Source organism: Rhodococcus sp. OAS809, assembly GCF_040546695.1.
Lineage (GTDB): Bacteria > Actinomycetota > Actinomycetes > Mycobacteriales > Mycobacteriaceae > Rhodococcus_F > Rhodococcus_F qingshengii.
The window spans coordinates 687,501-706,110 of record NZ_JBEPOI010000002.1 but is presented as its reverse complement, the minus strand read 5'-3'; the positions used below and the strand labels follow the sequence as shown (position 1 = coordinate 706,110).

The following is an 18,610-nucleotide window of genomic DNA, read 5'->3' as shown; positions in this document are numbered from 1 at the left end:
CGGTCACAGGCCGACCGCCTCGTACAGTCCACCGACCTCGCTACGTCCGAGGACGCGCTGCGTTCCCGGACGCTGATCGCCGAGAGCGACAACTCCGACGTTGGTGCGTACCAGGCGGACAACGGGGTGACCGACGGCATCGAGGAGGCGACGCACGATGTGCTTACGGCCCTCGTGCAGAACCAGCTTGACGAGCGTCTTGCCCTCGTTGATCTCGAGCACGGTGAACGCGTCCACCTTGGCCGGACCGTCGTCGAGGGTGACGCCGTCACGCAACTGCTTGCCGGTGCTGCGCTCGACAACGCCGTGAACCGTGGCGAGGTACGTCTTCGGAACCTCGAACGACGGGTGCATCAGGCGGTGAGCCAGGTCGCCGTCGTTGGTGAAGAGAAGCAAGCCTTCGGTGTCGGCGTCGAGACGGCCGACGTGGAAGAGCCGCTGACCCGACTGAACGCGCTCGGAGACGATGTCACCGACGCACGGACGACCGAGATCGTCGGACATGGTGCACTGCCAGCCACGCGGCTTGTTCATCGCGAGGTAGACGAGGTCCTTCTGCACGACGACGCGGACGCCGTCGACACGAACCACTGCGTTCTCGGGGTCGACACGCAGACCCTGTTCGACCACGATGCGGCCGTCGACCTCGACGCGACCCTGATCGATCAGCTCTTCAGCAGCGCGGCGTGATGCGACGCCGGCCTGAGCCAGCACCTTCTGCAAGCGGACGCCGTCGCCCTTCGGCGGGCCGTCGTGCTTGGTGATCTCGGCATGCTGATGACGCGCCGGCTTGGCGTTGGAGACCAACGGGTTCTGAGAGACGACGCGCTGCGGCTTCTCGGTCTTCGGCTTGCCACGCTTGTTGGTCGCCGGCGGTGTCGGAGCTGCCGGGCGCTTGCGCGGAGGTCCGTCGAACTTGGACCCACGAGGTGCGTTCGACCATGCGCCGCCGCGAGGAGCGTCGGGGCGTGCGCCGCGCTGATCGTCACTACGACGGTCAGCGCCGCCACGCGGTGCGCGACGGGCGTCGACGTGGGGGGTACGGCGGTCATCGCTGCGGGGTCCGCGGCGATCGTCCGTGCGCGGGCCGCGCCGATCGTCGTTGTAACCGCCACGGCGGTCGTCGGTGCGTGCGGGGCGACGGTCGTCGCTGCGCGGCGGGCGACGGTCATCACTGCGCGGCGGGCGACGGTCATCATTGAATCCACCGCGGCGGTCGTCCGTGCGGGGACGGTCGGATCCGGCGTTGCGGTCGTATCCCGAGGTACTGCGGGAAGTGTTGCTGCGTCCACCACGGGGCGCTTCGCTACGTGCGCCGCGGGGGGCGTCGCTGCGACCACCACGGGGGGCATCGCTGCGTGCGCCGCGGCTGTCGCGGGAGTTGTTACGGTCCGGTGTGCCATCTCGGCGAGCGGGATTGTTCACTTTTTTCCTGTCAGTTTTCTACTGTTTCCCGAGCGTGGTCGGGTCTTTCTCGGTGCTGACGAGCGCCGGAATTCCGGTCAGTCGTCGACTTCGGTGTCCACTACGTCAGCGGGCACGTCTGCCTTGTTCATTCTCGCAAATCGCGGATCGGATTCCAGGCTTTCGCTGATGTCGTCGATGAGATCGACATCAGGCAAGAGCGGGGCCAACTCCGGGAGCTCGCTGAGCGAGGCCAGGCCGAGCCGTTCGAGGAACAGTTCGGTCGTGGAGTACCGTGTCGCGTTGGTGTCCGGGTCAGGCCCGGCTTCCGCGATCAGTCCGCGGGCAAGGAGGGTGCGTACCACCCCGTCCACGTTGACGCCTCGTACCGCACTGATCCGCGCACGAGTCAACGGTTGACGGTATGCGACTACGGCCAAAGTTTCCAATGCCGCCCTGGTCAATTTGGTGCGTGCGCCGTCCAATAGCAGCTTTTCCACGTACGGGGCAAACTCTTGTCGCGTGTACAGACGCCATCCGTCGCCCGCGTAGCGAAGGTCCATTCCGCTGCCGCGAGCGGTCAATGCGGCCGACATCGACGTCAGGCGTTCTTCGACTCGTTCCGGCGCGGTTCCGGTGACAGATGCGAGTTGGTTCACTTCGGCCGGCGAATCCACGACAAGCAGAAGCGACTCCAGCACTGCGTCGAGTTGATCGTCGTCGAGTTCGAAATCGGGGGCGGAATCTTCGGACTCCGAGGCGTGTTCGGTAGGCTCGATCATCTCGTCTAGCTGCGAAGACTCTGATTCCGTCGGCTCGGCATTCATCCGTAGTCCTCCTCTGTGACCGGCGCGGCCGGGTCGTCTCCGGTCCAACTCACCATCAGCGGTCCGAGTGCTTCGGGTTGCTCGAACACAATGACCTGCCGGCGATACAACTCGAGCAACGCGAGAAATCTTGCGACTATCTCGACGGTGATCTCACACTCGGCAACGAGGTCCCCGAAGGGTGTCCACTCCCCTATGCCTCGCTCGCGCAGCAACTCGAGAATTCGCTCGGCTTGTTCGGGTATCGAGATATTGGACACATGGAGGTGATCGAGGCCCACTGTCGGCACCGGACGCGGTGTGAACACCGTCGCCGCGATCTCCGCAAAACGCTGAGGATCGACGCCCAACAACACCTCGGGCAGGAGTTCGGTGAACTGATCCTCGACGGCGACCGAGCGCGGATAGCGCCGCAGCGCTGCTTCCTCCAACTCACCGAACAGCGCCGCAACTTGTTTGTACGCCCGGTACTGCAGCAGTCGCGCGAAGAGAAGGTCGCGGGCTTCGAGTAGCGCTAGATCCTCGGCGTCCTCGACCTGCCCGGCGGGCAACAGCCTGGCCGCTTTCAGGTCCAGAAGCGTAGCTGCGACGACCAGAAACTCTGTTGTCTGATCGAGGCCCATCGCACTGCCGAGTTCCTTGGTGTATGCGATGAAATCGTCAGTGACGGTGTGCAGGGCGACTTCGGTGACATCGAGCTGTCGTTGATTGATCAGGTTCAACAGCAGATCGAACGGGCCTTCGAAGTTCCGGAGAGTGACTCGGAAACCGGCAGCCTTGGCTGCGGTCTGAGCGTCGGTCGGCACGTTCGGGTCGATCGAATCCGGCTCGACTTCGACCGAATCTTCTTGCGATGCAATCAGTTCCACTAACGACCAGACCGGTGAATGACCTCGCGGGCCAATGCTCGATATGCCTCGGCCCCAGCCGATTTCGGCGCCCACGTCGTGATCGGCTCACCGGCGACGCTGGTTTCGGGGAATCGGACGGTGCGGTTGATCACCGTGTCGTAGACGACGTCGCCGAACACCTCGACGACTCGCGCCATCACCTCACGAGCGTGCAGAGTCCGGGCGTCGAACATCGTGACGACGATACCGGCCAACTCGAGCTTGGGATTGAGACGATCGTGCACCTTTTCGACGGTGTCGTTGAGGAGTGCCAGGCCGCGCAGGCTGAAGTACTCGCATTCCATCGGAATGATGACCGAATCGGCGCAGGCCAGTGCATTCACCGTGAGGAGGCCAAGCGACGGCTGGCAGTCGATGAGCACGTAGTCGTACCGATCGAGAACAGGGTGCAACACGCGTCCCAAGGTCTGCTCACGTCCGACCTCGGTGACCAATTGGATCTCGGCGGCCGAAAGGTCGATGTTGCTGGGCAGCAGGTCGAGGCCGTCGACCCGAGTTCGCATCAACACATCGTCGATGGACACACGCGGTTCGACCAGAAGGTTATGGACGGTCAGTTCCAGGTCGTGATGCTGGACGCCCAGTCCAGCAGACAACGCGCCTTGGGGATCGAGATCCACCAGGAGCACTCGGCGACCGTATTCGGCCAACGACGCACCCAGGTTGATGGTCGACGTCGTCTTGCCGACGCCGCCCTTCTGGTTGCACATCGCGATGATCATCGCGGGTCCGTGGTGCGCCAACGGTGTCGGTTGGGGTACCTCGCGGACCGGTCGACCTGTCGGGCCGAGTTCTTCCGCGGAAACGGTGAGGGTTTCCGCAGGTGGAGAGGCTACTGGCGTCGTATCTATTTCGAACATCGCCTCTGGTTCGGAGGGTACAGCTGGTGCTGATTCGTTCACGCGCTCGAAGAGTTGGGCATTGACATGCGGCGGCGCGGACTCCGCCGCTGGTGGCTGCGATGTCGACACGGTCCGATGCTCCCCTACTCTTTCGGCGGTTGCTCTCGGCGCCGGCAAACCCCCGAAACTGCGGTGGAGGCCGCTCGCGCTCCTTGAACGCTACCGCTTACATCACCGAATGGTCTCGCAGACACGCATGAGCCAACCAACCCCTAACGGGCACGCGGGTGTGCCTGAGCCCACACTTCGCGCAGCGCGGTGACGGTGACCAGCGTGTAGATCTGCGTCGTGGTTACCGAAGCGTGACCGAGAAGTTCCTGCACGACGCGTACGTCCGCGCCGCCGTCGAGCAGGTGTGTGGCAAACGAGTGCCTGAGCGTATGGGGTGAGACGTCCGCCTTGATCCCGGCCGACGCGGCCGCGTCCTGAAGAATCTGCCATGCACTCTGACGCGAGAGGCGTCCACCGCGCGCGTTGAGAAAGAGGGCAGGAACACCGCGCGTCGCCAGGCTGGGGCGCCCGCGGACGAGATACGCGTCGACGGCGGCGATCGCCGGCCTGCCGACGGGGACGATCCGCTGCTTGCCGCCCTTGCCCTTGAGCAGCACGGAACGAGTTTCGGTATCGATGTCGTCGACGTCCAGATCGATCGCCTCGGTGATTCGCGCTCCGGTCGAGTACAGGAGCTCGAGCAGAGCGCGATCCCGCAGGTCGCGGGGCCCGTCACCGGCCGCACCGCCACCCGAAGCGTCGAGCAGGGCGATCACGTCGTCGAGAGGCAGGGCCTTGGGCAGCTTGCGTCCGGGCGTCGGCGGCTTGACCGTTCGGGCCACGTCGACGCTGACCAGACCTTCGGCGGCGGAAAACTTGTGGAATCCGCGAACCGCGATCAGGGTGCGTGCTGCCGAACTGGCCGCCAATGGTACGACGCCGGAATCTTTGTCACCCAGGCGCAGATGTGTCACGAATTCGGTGACGTCGTTCTCCGTCACGCCCGCGACGTCGTCGATGCCGCGTCCGTGCAGGTACTCCGCGTACCGATTCAGGTCGCGGCGATAGGAAAGTAGAGTATTGCGCGCAGATCCTCGCTCGACCGCTAGATGGTCGAGATACGAGTCCACCTGTCGGGCAAGCACTTCAGGCTCGCGACTTGCGTTCTCCGAATGCGCGAGGACGATCGGGCCACGGTGCGTCGGCGGGGCGTAGCGGCTTTCCCGTCGCGCGTGCGGTGGCGATCGCGAGAATGCCTGATACCGCTGTGGCATTGACGATGTCGCCGCGTAGCGCCATGTCGACGGCGTCGGCGAGCGGAACCCGCGAAATCTCGAGATCGGCTTCTTCGTGTTCGGGATCGTCGCGCTCCACCTCGTGCAACCCCTCGGCGAGGAAGACGCGAACCGCCTCGTCCGTGAACCCGGGTGAGAGAGCGACATCGACCAGCACCGACCATCGATCGGCGCCGAGTCCGGTTTCTTCGCCCAGCTCGCGCGCTGCAGCCTCGACCGGGCTCTCCCCCGGAGCGTCGAGCAGACCGGCAGGAATTTCCCACAACCGGTGCCCGAGCGGGTGACGGTACTGGTGAATCAGCACCAGGTTGTCGTGCTCGTCCAGTGCCACGACGGCAACGGCGCCGTGATGCTCGACGACTTCCCGATCGGCACGCTGACCACCAGGCATCGCAACGGTGTCGACGCGCAACGCGATGATCGCGCCGGTGTAGACCGTCTTGGAGCCGAGGGTGTCGAATTCGTGCCGACCGGGATCGCTCATGTGTGGCTAGACCTTTTCCACGTTCTCGACTGCAGCGTCGAGCGCTGTCTCGGTGGCAGCGGTGTCGATCTTCTCGTCACCGTGGACGTCGACGGGCAGGCGCTCTTCGAGCTTGTACGTCAACGCTGCTTCGACTAAGGCCGCGAACAGCGGGTGCGGGCGCGTCGGACGGCTCTTGAGCTCCGGGTGTGCCTGGGTGGCAACGAAGAACGGATGCTGCTCACGCGGGTACTCGACGAACTCGACCAGGTGGCCGTCCGGCGAGGTTCCGCTGAACTGCAAGCCGGACTTGGCAATCCGATCGCGGTAGGTGTTGTTGACCTCGTAGCGGTGACGGTGACGCTCGGAGACGTCCTCGGTTCCGTAGGCCTGAGCGACGACGGAACCCTTGGTCAGCACGGCCGGGTAAGCACCCAGACGCATGGTGCCACCGAGGTCGGCGTCACCGGCGATGACGTCTTCCTGATCAGCCATCGTCGAGATGACCGGATGCTTGGTGTCCGGCTCGAACTCGGCCGAGTTGGCATCGTCGAGGCCGACGCTACGAGCAGCTTCGATGACGACACACTGCAGACCCAGGCACAGACCCAGCAGCGGCAGCTTGCGCGAACGTGCGAAACGGATCGCGCCGAGCTTGCCTTCGATGCCGCGGATGCCGAAGCCGCCGGGGATCAGAACACCGTCGACGTCACCGAGAGCGGCCTGCGCTCCGGCTTCGGTCTCACAGGCATCCGACGGGACCCAGGAGATCTCGACCTTGGACCGGTTCGCGAATCCACCGGCGCGCAGTGCCTCGGTGACGGATAGGTATGCGTCGGGCAGGTCGACGTACTTGCCGACCAACGCGACCCGCACGGTCTCACGCGGCTGGTGAACACGATCGAGGAGGTTGCCCCACACGGTCCAGTCGACGTCGCGGAACGGGAGACCGAGCTGGCGAACGACGTAAGCGTCGAGGCCCTCACGGTGCAGAACCTTCGGGATGTCGTAGATCGAGGGAGCGTCGGGCGTCGAGATGCAGGCGTCGACGTCCACGTCGCACATCAGGGCGATCTTGTTCTTGAGGCCCTGCGGAACGTCACGATCGCAACGAAGGATCAGCGCGTCGGGCTGAATGCCGATGCTGCGCAACGACGCAACCGAGTGCTGCGTGGGCTTGGTCTTGAGTTCTCCGGAGGGGCCGAGGTACGGCACGAGGGAGACGTGCAGGAAGAAGACGTTGTCGCGGCCGACGTCGTGGCGGACCTGGCGAGCGGCTTCGAGGAAGGGCTGCGATTCGATGTCGCCGACGGTGCCACCGATTTCGGTGATCACGACGTCCGGGCGGTGTCCCTGCAGATCCGGACCGCTCATCTCGAGGATGCGACGCTTGATCTCGTCGGTGATGTGCGGGATGACCTGAACGGTGTCGCCGAGGTACTCGCCGCGGCGTTCCTTGGCGATGACCGTCGAGTAGACCTGGCCGGTGGTGACGTTCGCCTGGCCGGAGAGGTCACGGTCGAGGAACCGCTCGTAGTGTCCGACGTCGAGGTCGGTCTCGGCACCGTCTTCGGTGACGAAGACCTCGCCGTGCTGGAAGGGGTTCATGGTGCCCGGATCCACATTGAGATAGGGATCGAGCTTCTGCATGGTCACGCGCATTCCCCGCGCGGTCAACAACTGTCCCAGGCTCGAGGCGGTCAAACCTTTGCCGAGCGAGGAAGCTACACCTCCGCTGACGAAGATGTGCTTGGTGGCGGTACGCGTGTTAGTGCGTGACTGTGGCAAAGGGGCTCCCGTGACGACTGTGCAGGGCTTGGTCTGATGAAGCATGCTGGGGCCTGCCGACCCACGGGATTTCACGGTAACACCTATCGGGGGTCGGTGCCTACAACGCGCCGACTTTCCGCCCCCGATGTGACCGGCGTATCAATACCGGGGTGTTCAGTTGGTGGGTGCGCCGACGGTGACCGCCGCCGCTCCCGGTCCCGTGCCGTAGCGGCCGGCGCCGCCGTTCAACTGTTCCTGCAGCGCCAACGGCGTGGTGATCTTGCCCGACTCCCGATCGATGTTGTCGATGGTCGTCAAGCCCGCTGAGAGCGCCGCGTCCGCACGAGCGACGGCAACCGGACCACTGCCCTCGGCCGAGCCAGGCCGGCCCGCGAGAATCGTTCCTGCGCCGCGTCCGTCGAGAGCACCGGCGAACCGGGCGATGACGGCGCCGCGGTTACCCGTGGCTGCGTCGGATTCACTCTTGTTGTCGCCGGTGAGAACCACGGCGAGTTGAGCCGGCTTGACCGCTCCGTCGTCGTAGCTGATGAAACCGGCGCTACGCAGCGAGTCGAGCGCGAGATTCATCTCGTCCGGAGTGCTCTGCGGCTCGCTGTTCTGCCCGTTGAGAAGCAGAACCGAACCGAGCAGATCACCCGCGAGACTGCCCTGATCGACCGCACCGGTCTTGAGGGTGATCCCCGCAGGGATGACATTGGTGACGACGGTCCGCAAGCGGTCACCACCGGTGGCGTCGACAAACGAATCGGTGAGCGAGACGCGTCCGGTCACGGCACCGCCGGCGGCAGTGACGAGTCGGTTGACACCGTCGAGATCACCGGGATCGGCGTCCGGTGCCGTGATGACGACGACGGTGCGACCAGCGAGACTGTCACGCACGACGCGACCGCCGACAGCGGCATCGAAGCCGTCCGCGGAATTGAGTTGCTGCTGAAGCTGATTGGACTGTTGATTGAGGTCTTCGATCTCGTTCTGCAGGTCCGCCTTGTCGTCGCGCAGACCCGAAAGCAATCCACTGGACAGCATTCCGGAACCGAGCACCACGCCGATCGCGAGTGCCAGGAAGATTGCCGCTATGGAAATTGCATGTTGACGCATCGAAATCACTTGAAGAGCCCCTGAACCCACAGCGCGAAGCTGTTCCACGTTGCGATTGCCCAGTCGAGAACTTCACTACCGGCATTGGACACGACCAGGGCGACGATCACTGCCACCAGGGCGGCGAGCACCAGGAGCGCGATCGCGCCGCCGGACACTCGACTTCGATACAGCGTTGCCACAGCCTTGGCGTCGACCAGTTTCGGTCCCACCTTGAGCCGTGTCATGAACGCCGACGGATTGCTTTCACGACGCCCACGGTCGAAGAACTCGTCCAATGACACCACGTTGCCGACCGTCACGATCAGTGAAGCTCCGTGGTGATCGGCGAGCAGCAACGCAAGGTCGGTCGGTGAGCAGGTCGCCGGGAACGTCATCGCCCCGATACCGAGATCCTGGATTCGGGAAAGCCCCGCCGCATGACCGTCCTGGTCTGCCGGCAGAACAACTTCCGCGCCGGACTTGAGGGTGGAACTGGTGATCTCTTCCGGGTCGCCCACGATCAGATCGGGGCGGTATCCGGCCTTGCTCAACACGTCCGCACCTGCGCCGACACCGATCAGGATCGGCGAATACTCCTTGATGAAGGGCTTGAGGTTCTTCAGATCGGCCTCGTGTTCGGGTCCGTCGGAGACGACCACGACGTGGCGATCCTTCAAGTCGATGTCGATGTCCGGAACACCGATTCCGTCGATCAGCAAAGGACTTTCGGTGCGGATGAACTCGATGGTGTTACCCGAGAACGCTTCCAGGTGATCGACCAGGCCGGTCTTGGCCTCGATCATCCGATCGGAGATCTCGGCCTCGGTCTGCTCTTCGCCCTTGACGAGGCTCTTCTCGCCGTTGAAGATCTCGCCCTCGTGCAGGCGGATCTTGCTGCCGTCCTTGACATTCTTGAAGACGTCACCGTCTACGGCATCGATCAGAACGATGTCGTTGGCGACGATCACTTCCGGTCCGAGGTTGGGGTACCGCCCCGAAATCGACGGCGACGCGTTGACCACGGCCATGACTCCGGCTTTCACCAGAGCATCGGCGGTCCGGCGATCGATGTCGACTTCGTCGAGGATCACGATGTCTCCAGGACCGACGCGGCGTAGAAGCTTCGCCGTGTTCCGATCGGCCCTGGCGATGCCACTGATCCCAGGCAAGGATTCGGTGTTACGTGAGAGCAATCCGGGCATCTTCATGGCTTCGATGATGAACCTGAAACCGTGTTGACCGGTGGAGGCGCGCCGACAACTACCACATCAGTCACACCAACACCACAGAACCTTCAATCTGTGACGCGGGCCGCATTCGCGATCTCGAGCAGTTCTTCGGCGTGCGCACGACCGGTCTCGGTGTCGTCCAGCCCTGCCAACATACGGGCCAATTCGACCACCCGATCCGAATCCGACAAGGTCCGCACGCCACTGCTCACCACTCCGCCTTTGTCGTCGACCTTGTCCACCACGAGGTGGGTGTCGGCAAACGCAGCAACCTGCGGAAGGTGGGTGACGACGATAACCTGATGCGTACGAGCAAGTTTCGCCAATCGGCGGCCGATCTCGACAGCAGCGCGGCCACCGACCCCCGCGTCCACTTCGTCGAAAACCATCGTCGCGCCGGTGTCGCTACCAGCGAGAACAACCTCGAGCGCCAGCATGACGCGTGACAACTCGCCACCGGAAGCGCTCTTGCTGATCGGAAGTGACGGTGCCCCGCTGTGCGCAGACAGACGAAATTCCACCTCGTCGACGCCGGCAGACCCGGCATGAAGGTCTACTCCCCCGACGCTGAGCGGCGCCGAGTCCTGCGGGCCGGCAGGCTGAGAACGGACGGTCACCTCGAGACCCGCACGTCCCATCGCCAGACCGGCGAGTTCCGCGCTGACGGCTTTGGCGAGCTTTGCCGCTGCCTTGACTCGCGCGGCGCTCAGCTTTGTGGCGGCTTCCGCGGTGAGGCCAGCCGTCTCCTCGACCTGCTTGGCCAACAGCGACAACGCATCCGACGACACGTCGAGTTTGGACAGACGAGCGCGAGCGGTATCTGCCCATTCGAGAACACCGTCGACATCGGCGGCGTACTTGCGAGTCAGAGTCTTCAGTTCCGATTGCCGCGACAGCAGCGAGTCCAGAGCACCCGGGTCTGCGGGCAGCCCGGACAGATAGGTGTTCAGGTCACCGGCAACATCGGTGACGACGGCAATAGCGTCGGCCAACCGGGAACCGAGGCCGTCCAGATCTGCGTCGGTGACCGACTCGATACGCGCCCGCGCTTCGGACATCAGGTCTAGCGCCGGCATGACCCCGACGTCGCCGTTGGCCATGTCGTCACTACCGGCGAGCGCAGCGTGCGCCTCTTCCGCAGCCGAGCGGAGCGAATCGAGTTCACTGAGTCGACGAACTTCGGCAACGATTGCCGTGTCCTCGCCTGGCTCGGGTGCCACGCCGTCGATTTCGTTGAGCGCGAAGGTCAACTGATCTGCTTCTTGCGCCAGTTCACGAGCCTTCGACGTGCGTTCGATCAACTCCGAACGAGCATCTAGCCATTCACGACGGTGTTTGCGGTACCTCGTCAGCAGCGTTCCGATTGCCTTGTCCCCGAAGCGGTCCAGCGCATTGCGTTGCTGGTCCGGACGAAGCAATCGCAGCTGATCGTTCTGTCCGTGGACAGTCAGAAGTGGATCCGTGAATTCGGAGAGAACTCCCGCCGGCACGCTTCGTCCGCCGAGATGAGCCCGTGAGCGGCCGTCGCTGCCGACTGTCCGGACGGCGATGATGGTCCCGTCCTCGTCGCGCTCGGCGCCGGACGATTCCAGGATTCGGACGATCTCACGCTCGGTGGCCGGTGAGACGTCGTCGGCGATGAATCGTCCTTCGACGACGGCTCGCGACGCGCCCAACCGCACCCGCCCGGCATCGGCTCGCGCTCCGCTGAGGAGGTGCAAGCTGGTGACGACCATCGTTTTACCTGCGCCGGTTTCACCGGTCAGGACGGTCAGGCCCTCGTGGAACTGGGCGCTGGCCTCGGAGATCACACCAAGACTGTCGATACGGATCTCTGCGAGCACGATTAAGGCTTCCTTCCTCGCCATCCGGTAACCGGAAGCTCGAACTTGCGAACCATCCGATCAGCGAAGGGCGCAGAGTCCAACCGGACCCACTTGACGGGAGTGGCGCCGCGAACGATCTCGACGCGAGCGCCGGCAGGCAGTTCCAACGTACGACGACCGTCGCAGAAGACCAGGCCGTCGTGGCTACCGGCGACGGTCTCCACCGCGATGATCGAATTCGGGCTGGTGACCAACGGCCGCGCGAACAGCGCATGCGCGTTGCTGGGTACGACGAGCAATGCTTCGAGTTCGGGCCACACGACGGGGCCGCCTGCGGAAAATGCATAAGCGGTCGAGCCGGTGGGAGTGGACACGAGAACACCATCGCAACCGAAGGCAGATACCGGTCTGCCGTCGACCTCGAGGACAACTTCGAGAACTCCCAAACGCGAACGGTTCTCGATGCTGGCCTCGTTGAGCGCCCACCCGCGATCGATGATCTCGTCGTCCACCCGAATCACAACGTCGAGTGTCATACGGGACTCGACGCGATATTCCTTGCGAACTACCTGTGCGAGCGCCTCGTCGAGATGCTCGGCCTCGGTCTCTGCCAGAAATCCGATCCGTCCGAGGTTGATGCCCAGTACCGGAATGGACGCTTCTTGAGCGAGTTCGGCGGCGCGCAGAAATGTGCCGTCACCACCGAGAACCAGAACTAACTCGCATCCGACGGCAGCATCAGGGCCGGGATGAACAACCGTGACGTCGAGACCCGGCGCAGAGAAGCCCGCGGGTTCCGTCATTGCTTCGATGCGCGAGCTGTCTGCTTCGTCGACGAGGACTCGCAGCCCGATTCCCGCCCGTTCGAAAATCTTCCCGACTCGCTTGGCGGTTTCCGTGATGTCACGTCGACCAGGGTGTGCGACAAGAAGGATCTCGCGCGACTCGCCGTTCGTGACCGCGTTCACTGGGGCCCTTCCTCTACAGCCTTGCGAATCATGTCCTCCACCGAAGGAATTCCCTCGGTGTCCGGCTCGTGATCAACGGGCGAACCTGTCTTTCGAAGCCACAGGAAATACTCGACATTTCCCGACGGACCGGGCAATGGGCTGGCCACGACACCTAACGTCCGCAGACCTACCTTTGCAGCAGCCTCCGACACGTCGAGCACCGCCGAGATTCGCAATTCCGGATCTCGTACGACGCCACCAGCACCGACGCGGTCCTTGCCCACCTCGAACTGAGGCTTCACCATCGGAACCAGGTCCGCGCCGTCAGCAGTACAGGCGACAAACGCACCGAGTACGAGCTTGAGAGATATGAACGACAGATCCGCCACAACCAGATCGACGGTTCCGCCGATGGCCTCCGCATCAATCGCACGAACATTGGTTCGGTCGATGACGTGCACCCGGTCGTCGGACTGCAGCCGCCACACCAGTTGTCCGTAACCGACGTCGACTGCGACAACTTCTTTCGCACCACGCGTCAGCAGAACATCGGTGAACCCACCGGTGGATGCGCCGGCGTCGAGGCAGCGTCGGCCTTCGACCGTCAATCCTTCGGACCCGAAAGCGTCTAGGGCGCCGATCAATTTATGCGCCCCTCGCGAGGCCCATGAGACTTCCTGTTCCACCTCGACGACCCGAAGCGGAGTACCGGCTTCGATCGCCGTCGCAGGCTTGGTCGCAACGGCTCCCGAGATGAGAACTCGCCCGGCGGAAATCAGTTCTTGCGCATGATCTCGTGACCGTGCGAGTCCGCGACGGACAAGTTCGGCGTCCACCCGTGCTCTACGTGCCACGTCAAGCCCTGTCCACAGAGGCGAGTGCCTGGACGAGCACCTCGTGTGCCTGTTCCAAAATATGTGCCTTCTGCGGAATCACACCTGCTCCGTGCTGATCGTTCGGATCCTGTTCGATGCCGCCGAGGCGCGCCAGCAAACCGTCGACGTCAGAACGTATGCGTTCCGGATCGACGGAAGGGCGTGGCCCGGGCAACGGAGATCCGTTACTCGTGTTTCCGGGGTGCGGTGTCGGCGTGCTCATCGGGCACAACGTTAGTGCATGACTCTCGGTTACGCATACACCCACACCCCCGCGAGTCGAACACATTTGCGAGAGATCAGACGAGCCAGGATGCAAACAGATCCGCCACGCCGGCATCCGACGCTTCCAGGGTCCGGAACGACGGATTAGCCCATGCGACAGGCGCAACCGCGCGTAGAAGCGACATCTCGTCCCCGACAACCGGGCCGTCGACAACCAGCGCCGACCCGTTCACTGAAACAGACCACTTGGAGTCCGCACCGACCAGCGATTCGACGGCCGGCTGATTGAGCGAATCCAGAGTTGCTGCAATGTAGGTGGGGCGCTGCTCAATCGGAGCCCGTAGTACGTCGCCCGGCGTGCTCACACCGGTGAGAACCAACAATGAGTCGATCGAAACAGCGTGTGCGCCTTCGATATCGGTGTCCAAACGATCACCGACCACCAGCGGACGTGAGCACCCACTGCGAGCGAGCGCGTCCTCCATCAGCGGTGCAGCAGGCTTACCTGCCACCAACGGTTCCCGCTTGGTCGCAGCGCGTAGAGCTGCCACCATCGAGCCGTTGCCCAGCACCAAACCCCGCTCCGACGGCAGCGTTGTGTCCAGGTTTGCCGCTACCCACAGCGCACCGGCCCGGATCGCCAAGCACGCCTCGGCAAGGATCGACCAGTTGGTCTCCGTCGAATGTCCTTGAACGACAGCAACCGGAGAATCCGCGAATTCGCGCACCGGAAGCAACCCGACGCGCGTCACCTCGTCGGCCAATGCGTCGGTACCGACGACGAGCACAGCGGCACCGGGTTCGAGACGCTCCGCCAACAGACGCACCGCCGTCTGAGAACTGGTGACGACACGATCGTCTTCGGAATCGAAACCGAGTTCGGTCAGATGCGCCGACACTGCCGAAGGTGAGCGACTCGCATTGTTGGTCACGTAGTACAAAGCCTGCGTGCCCTGACCGAGAGCAGCCTGGGTGCCGGGAATCGCATGAGCTCCGGCGTACAGCGTGCCGTCGAGATCGAGCAAAAGTACGTCGTACTGAGTACGAAGCACGGTCACTGATCTTCTCCGGTCAACTCGGCCACCCGTTCTTCAGCATCCGTGTCACCCTCGAGGTCAGCAGCTGCAGCGTTGAGGAACCACTTCAGTCCGTCTTCGACACGACCAGCTGCAACGAGGGCATCGGCGTAGGCGTAGAACAGCCGAGCCGCAGCTTCACCGGTACGCGCTGCGTCCAGATCCTTGGTCTGCAGTGTGACAACTGCCTGATCGAACTGACCGAGATCCATGCGGGCGCCTGCGACGACGATCCTCAACTCAGACGCCTCGTCGCCCGAAAGCAGGGCAGCCTCGTCGCTACGGCCGAGCTCGATCGCGCGTTCTGGTCGACCCAAACCGCGTTCGCAGTCGGCCATGACAGCGATCAGACCCGGTCCGCCAGCCATTCGACGGGCAGCACGAAGCTCGGAGAGAGCTTCAGCCCATTCACCGGCGTGGTACGCGGTGATTCCGGCAGCTTCACGAACGACCGCAATTCGGCCGGCGCGCTGACGGGCAGCGCGAGCGTGGAGCAGTGCGAGTTCCGGATCTTCGTCGACGAGCTTGCCCGCCATGACGAGGTGACGCGCAACTGTGTTGGCGTTGTCCTTGTCGAGGCTGAGCAGATCCCGACGAACGGCTGGGTCCAACTCCGTGGGCTCTACGTTGTCGGGCAAATCCGGTTCGTCAGGTCGTGCTTGCTGACGGTTGCGGTCGCCATCGCGTCCACGAGGGGTGAACCCACCCTCGCCGCCGCGACGCTGTCCGCCGTTGAATCCGCCGCCGCGGTTACTGTTTCCAGCACCGCCACGGTTGTTGTCTCCGGCACCACCGCGGCGGTCTCCGCCTGCAGCGCCGCGTGATCCACGCCCGTCGTTGTCACGACGGGGGCCACCTGATCGAGGCGCTCCTCCCCCACGGAAGGACCGACGCTCGTCGCCATTCTCCGACACAGTCATTCCTCTCATACAACGCACGAAAGGGGACCCAATATGTTGGGTCCCCTTTCGGTTAACGGGTGTTCGGCGGTGTCCTACTCTCCCACACCCTGTCGAGTGCAGTACCATCGGCGCTGAAGGGCTTAGCTTCCGGGTTCGGAATGGGACCGGGCGTTTCCCCTTCGCTATGACCGCCGTAACTCTATGAAACTGTCACAGTAACCTTCTTCTGATCACCTGGTTTCACCACCCGTCAACACCAGTTTCTGGTGTTGGGGGATGGAGAAAACAGGGTTTCTCATCAGTATCTGTGTGTTGTTTCAGATACCGCACAGTGGACGCGTAGCTTCTTTGTGGTAAGTCCTCGGCCTATTAGTACCAGTCACCTGCATGCATTACTGCACTTCCAGTTCTGGCCTATCAACCCGGTGGTCTGCCGGGGGCCTTACCCCCTCGAGGGGGTGAGAAACCTCATCTTGGAACAGGCTTCCCGCTTAGATGCTTTCAGCGGTTATCCCTTCCGAACGTAGCTAACCAGCGGTGCTCCTGGCGGAACAACTGGCACACCAGAGGTTCGTCCGTCCCGGTCCTCTCGTACTAGGGACAGCCTTCCTCAAGTTTCTAACGCGCGCGGCGGATAGAGACCGAACTGTCTCACGACGTTCTAAACCCAGCTCGCGTGCCGCTTTAATGGGCGAACAGCCCAACCCTTGGGACCTACTCCAGCCCCAGGATGCGACGAGCCGACATCGAGGTGCCAAACCATCCCGTCGATATGGACTCTTGGGGAAGATCAGCCTGTTATCCCCGGGGTACCTTTTATCCGTTGAGCGACACCGCTTCCACTTGCCGGTGCCGGATCACTAGTCCCGACTTTCGTCCCTGCTCGACCTGTCAGTCTCACAGTCAAGCTCCCTTGTGCACTTGCACTCGACACCTGATTGCCAACCAGGCTGAGGGAACCTTTGGGCGCCTCCGTTACATTTTGGGAGGCAACCGCCCCAGTTAAACTACCCACCAGGCACTGTCCCTGAACCAGATCATGGTCCGAGGTTAGAGGTCCAATTCGATCAGAGTGGTATTTCAACAACGACTCCACGATAACTGGCGTCACCGTTTCACAGTCTCCCACCTATCCTACACAAACCGAACCGAACACCAATACCAAGCTGTAGTGAAGGTCCCGGGGTCTTTTCGTCCTGCCGCGCGTAACGAGCATCTTTACTCGTAATGCAATTTCGCCGAGTCTACGGTTGAGACAGCTGAGAAGTCGTTACGCCATTCGTGCAGGTCGGAACTTACCCGACAAGGAATTTCGCTACCTTAGGATGGTTATAGTTACCACCGCCGTTTACTGGGGCTTAAATTCTCAGCTTCGCTCCCGAAGGAACTAACCGGTCCTCTTAACCTTCCAGCACCGGGCAGGCGTCAGTCCGTATACATCGTCTTACGACTTCGCACGGACCTGTGTTTTTAGTAAACAGTCGCTTCTCACTGGTCTCTGCGGCCCCACCCAGCTCAGACAGTAAATGTCGTCACCAGACAGGGCCCCCCTTCTCCCGAAGTTACGGGGGCATTTTGCCGAGTTCCTTAACCATAGTTATCTCGATCGCCTTAGTATTCTCTACCTGACCACCTGTGTCGGTTTGGGGTACGGGCCGTGTGAAAGCTCGCTAGAGGCTTTTCTCGGCAGCATAGGATCACTGAATTCGCCTCAATCGGCTACGCATCACGTCTCAGGCTATGTGCGACCCGGATTTGCCTAGGTCACGCCCTACACGCTTACACCAGTATTACCACTGACTGGCTCAGCTACCTTCCTGCGTCACCCCATCGCTTGGCTACTACCAGATCAGGTCCCATGCATCCACCAACTCGAGACCCGAAGGTCTTCTCGTGGCTTCAGGATGGTTAGTATCACTGATTCACCATGGGCGCGTTCACACGGGTACGGGAATATCAACCCGTTGTCCATCGGCTACGCCTGTCGGCCTCGTCTTAGGTCCCGACTCACCCTGGGCGGATTAACCTGGCCCAGGAACCCTTGGTCATTCGGCGGACGAGTTTCTCACTCGTCTTTCGCTACTCATGCCTGCATTCTCACTCGTGTGGCCTCCACGGCTAGGTCACCCTGCCGCTTCCATGGCCACACGACGCTCCCCTACCCATCCACACACCTGCCCAACACTCCGCAGAGTGAAGGGGGGCTATTGCGTGAATGCCGCAGCTTCGGTGGTGTACTTGAGCCCCGCTACATTGTCGGCGCAGGATCACTTGACCAGTGAGCTATTACGCACTCTTTCAAGGGTGGCTGCTTCTAAGCCAACCTCCTGGTTGTCTTCGCGACCCCACATCCTTTTCCACTTAGTACACGCTTAGGGACCTTAGCTGGCGATCTGGGCTGTTTCCCTCTCGACTACGAACCTTATCGCCCGCAGTCTCACTGCCGCGCTCTCACTCACCGGCATTCGGAGTTTGGCTGATTTCGGTAAGCTTGTGGGCCCCCTAGACCATCCAGTAGCTCTACCTCCGGTGAGAAACACGCGACGCTGCACCTAAATGCATTTCGGGGAGAACCAGCTATCACGGAGTTTGATTGGCCTTTCACCCCTACCCACAACTCATCCCCTCAGTTTTCAACCTAAGTGGGTTCGGTCCTCCACGACGTCTTACCGTCGCTTCAACCTGGCCATGGGTAGATCACTCCGCTTCGGGTCTAGAGCATGCCACTACGATCGCCCTATTCGGACTCGCTTTCGCTACGGCTACCCCACACGGGTTAACCTCGCGACATGCCACTAACTCGCAGGCTCATTCTTCAAAAGGCACGCCATCACCCCCAGCAGTAAACTGCTCGAAGGCTCTG

At 62.5% G+C, this 18,610-nt stretch carries 15 protein-coding genes and 2 rRNA genes (1 of these 17 running past the window's edge); all 17 read right to left on the bottom strand.

Features of this window, described 5'->3' with window-relative positions:
- Nucleotides 1–3: 3 nt before the first annotated feature.
- Entirely contained in the window at nt 4–1,425 is a 1,422-nt protein-coding gene (locus tag ABIE52_RS06315; RefSeq protein WP_136471139.1) for a pseudouridine synthase, read from the bottom strand.
- Nucleotides 1,426–1,502: 77 nt separating this feature from the next.
- Nucleotides 1,503–2,186, bottom strand: a complete 684-nt coding sequence (gene scpB, locus ABIE52_RS06310; protein ID WP_037127047.1) for an SMC-Scp complex subunit ScpB — start codon at nt 2,184–2,186, stop codon at nt 1,503–1,505.
- Nucleotides 2,187–2,227: 41 nt separating this feature from the next.
- Nucleotides 2,228–3,049: a segregation and condensation protein A gene (locus tag ABIE52_RS06305; protein WP_046379919.1), complete on the bottom strand. Its 822-nt coding sequence runs from the start codon at nt 3,047–3,049 to the stop codon at nt 2,228–2,230.
- 50 nt (nt 3,050–3,099) lie between these two features.
- Nucleotides 3,100–4,113: a ParA family protein gene (locus tag ABIE52_RS06300; RefSeq protein ID WP_003946138.1), complete on the bottom strand. Its 1,014-nt coding sequence runs from the start codon at nt 4,111–4,113 to the stop codon at nt 3,100–3,102.
- A gap of 143 nt (nt 4,114–4,256) precedes the next feature.
- On the bottom strand, nt 4,257–5,180 hold the full coding sequence (gene xerD, locus ABIE52_RS06295) for a site-specific tyrosine recombinase XerD (RefSeq protein WP_007731892.1): 924 nt from the start codon (nt 5,178–5,180) through the stop codon (nt 4,257–4,259).
- 1 nt (nt 5,181) lies between these two features.
- Complete coding sequence (locus tag ABIE52_RS06290) at nt 5,182–5,814, bottom strand: NUDIX domain-containing protein (RefSeq protein WP_047270484.1); 633 nt, start codon at nt 5,812–5,814, stop codon at nt 5,182–5,184.
- A gap of 6 nt (nt 5,815–5,820) precedes the next feature.
- Complete coding sequence (gene pyrG / locus ABIE52_RS06285) at nt 5,821–7,581, bottom strand: CTP synthase (protein WP_192712588.1); 1,761 nt, start codon at nt 7,579–7,581, stop codon at nt 5,821–5,823.
- A 156-nt stretch (nt 7,582–7,737) separates the two neighbouring features.
- On the bottom strand, nt 7,738–8,691 hold the full coding sequence (locus tag ABIE52_RS06280; RefSeq protein WP_007731900.1) for a copper transporter: 954 nt from the start codon (nt 8,689–8,691) through the stop codon (nt 7,738–7,740).
- Nucleotides 8,688–9,872, bottom strand: coding sequence for a putative cytokinetic ring protein SteA (gene steA, locus ABIE52_RS06275; RefSeq protein ID WP_007731902.1), 1,185 nt, complete (start codon nt 9,870–9,872; stop codon nt 8,688–8,690). The genes ABIE52_RS06280 and steA overlap by 4 nt, the downstream gene beginning before the upstream one ends.
- 86 nt (nt 9,873–9,958) lie before the next feature.
- Nucleotides 9,959–11,737 (bottom strand): DNA repair protein RecN, encoded by a 1,779-nt coding sequence (recN, locus tag ABIE52_RS06270; protein WP_042446202.1) that lies wholly within the window; start codon nt 11,735–11,737, stop codon nt 9,959–9,961.
- Between the two features lie 2 nt (nt 11,738–11,739).
- Nucleotides 11,740–12,687, bottom strand: coding sequence for an NAD kinase (locus ABIE52_RS06265; protein ID WP_003946132.1), 948 nt, complete (start codon nt 12,685–12,687; stop codon nt 11,740–11,742).
- The gene (locus tag ABIE52_RS06260) at nt 12,684–13,523 is read right to left on the bottom strand and encodes a TlyA family RNA methyltransferase (RefSeq protein WP_192712366.1); all 840 of its coding nucleotides are present in this window, start codon (nt 13,521–13,523) and stop codon (nt 12,684–12,686) included. Before ABIE52_RS06260 ends, ABIE52_RS06265 begins: the two co-directional genes overlap by 4 nt.
- A gap of 1 nt (nt 13,524) precedes the next feature.
- Nucleotides 13,525–13,767 carry a hypothetical protein gene (locus ABIE52_RS06255; protein WP_003946140.1) on the bottom strand — a complete coding sequence of 81 codons (243 nt, stop codon included), beginning with the start codon at nt 13,765–13,767 and terminating at the stop codon, nt 13,525–13,527.
- 76 nt (nt 13,768–13,843) lie between these two features.
- Nucleotides 13,844–14,827, bottom strand: coding sequence for an HAD-IIA family hydrolase (locus tag ABIE52_RS06250; protein WP_192712365.1), 984 nt, complete (start codon nt 14,825–14,827; stop codon nt 13,844–13,846).
- Nucleotides 14,824–15,765: a tetratricopeptide repeat protein gene (locus ABIE52_RS06245; RefSeq protein ID WP_073513327.1), complete on the bottom strand. Its 942-nt coding sequence runs from the start codon at nt 15,763–15,765 to the stop codon at nt 14,824–14,826. The genes ABIE52_RS06250 and ABIE52_RS06245 overlap by 4 nt, the downstream gene beginning before the upstream one ends.
- Before the next feature lie 61 nt (nt 15,766–15,826).
- Nucleotides 15,827–15,943, bottom strand: a 5S ribosomal RNA gene (rrf, locus tag ABIE52_RS06240).
- A 153-nt stretch (nt 15,944–16,096) separates the two neighbouring features.
- Nucleotides 16,097–18,610: ribosomal RNA gene (locus ABIE52_RS06235) — 23S ribosomal RNA — on the bottom strand (it continues 621 nt past the right edge of the window).

Excerpts from the sequence above, each read along its gene's own strand:
- scpB (WP_037127047.1), bottom strand. The coding sequence starts at position 2,186 with ATGATCGAGCCTACCGAACACGCCTCGGAGTCCGAAGATTCCGCCCCC.
- steA (WP_007731902.1), bottom strand. The coding sequence starts at position 9,872 with ATGAAGATGCCCGGATTGCTCTCACGTAACACCGAATCCTTGCCTGGG.
- ABIE52_RS06245 (WP_073513327.1), bottom strand. The coding sequence starts at position 15,765 with ATGACTGTGTCGGAGAATGGCGACGAGCGTCGGTCCTTCCGTGGGGGA.
- ABIE52_RS06255 (WP_003946140.1), bottom strand. The coding sequence starts at position 13,767 with ATGAGCACGCCGACACCGCACCCCGGAAACACGAGTAACGGATCTCCG.
- ABIE52_RS06290 (WP_047270484.1), bottom strand. The coding sequence starts at position 5,814 with ATGAGCGATCCCGGTCGGCACGAATTCGACACCCTCGGCTCCAAGACG.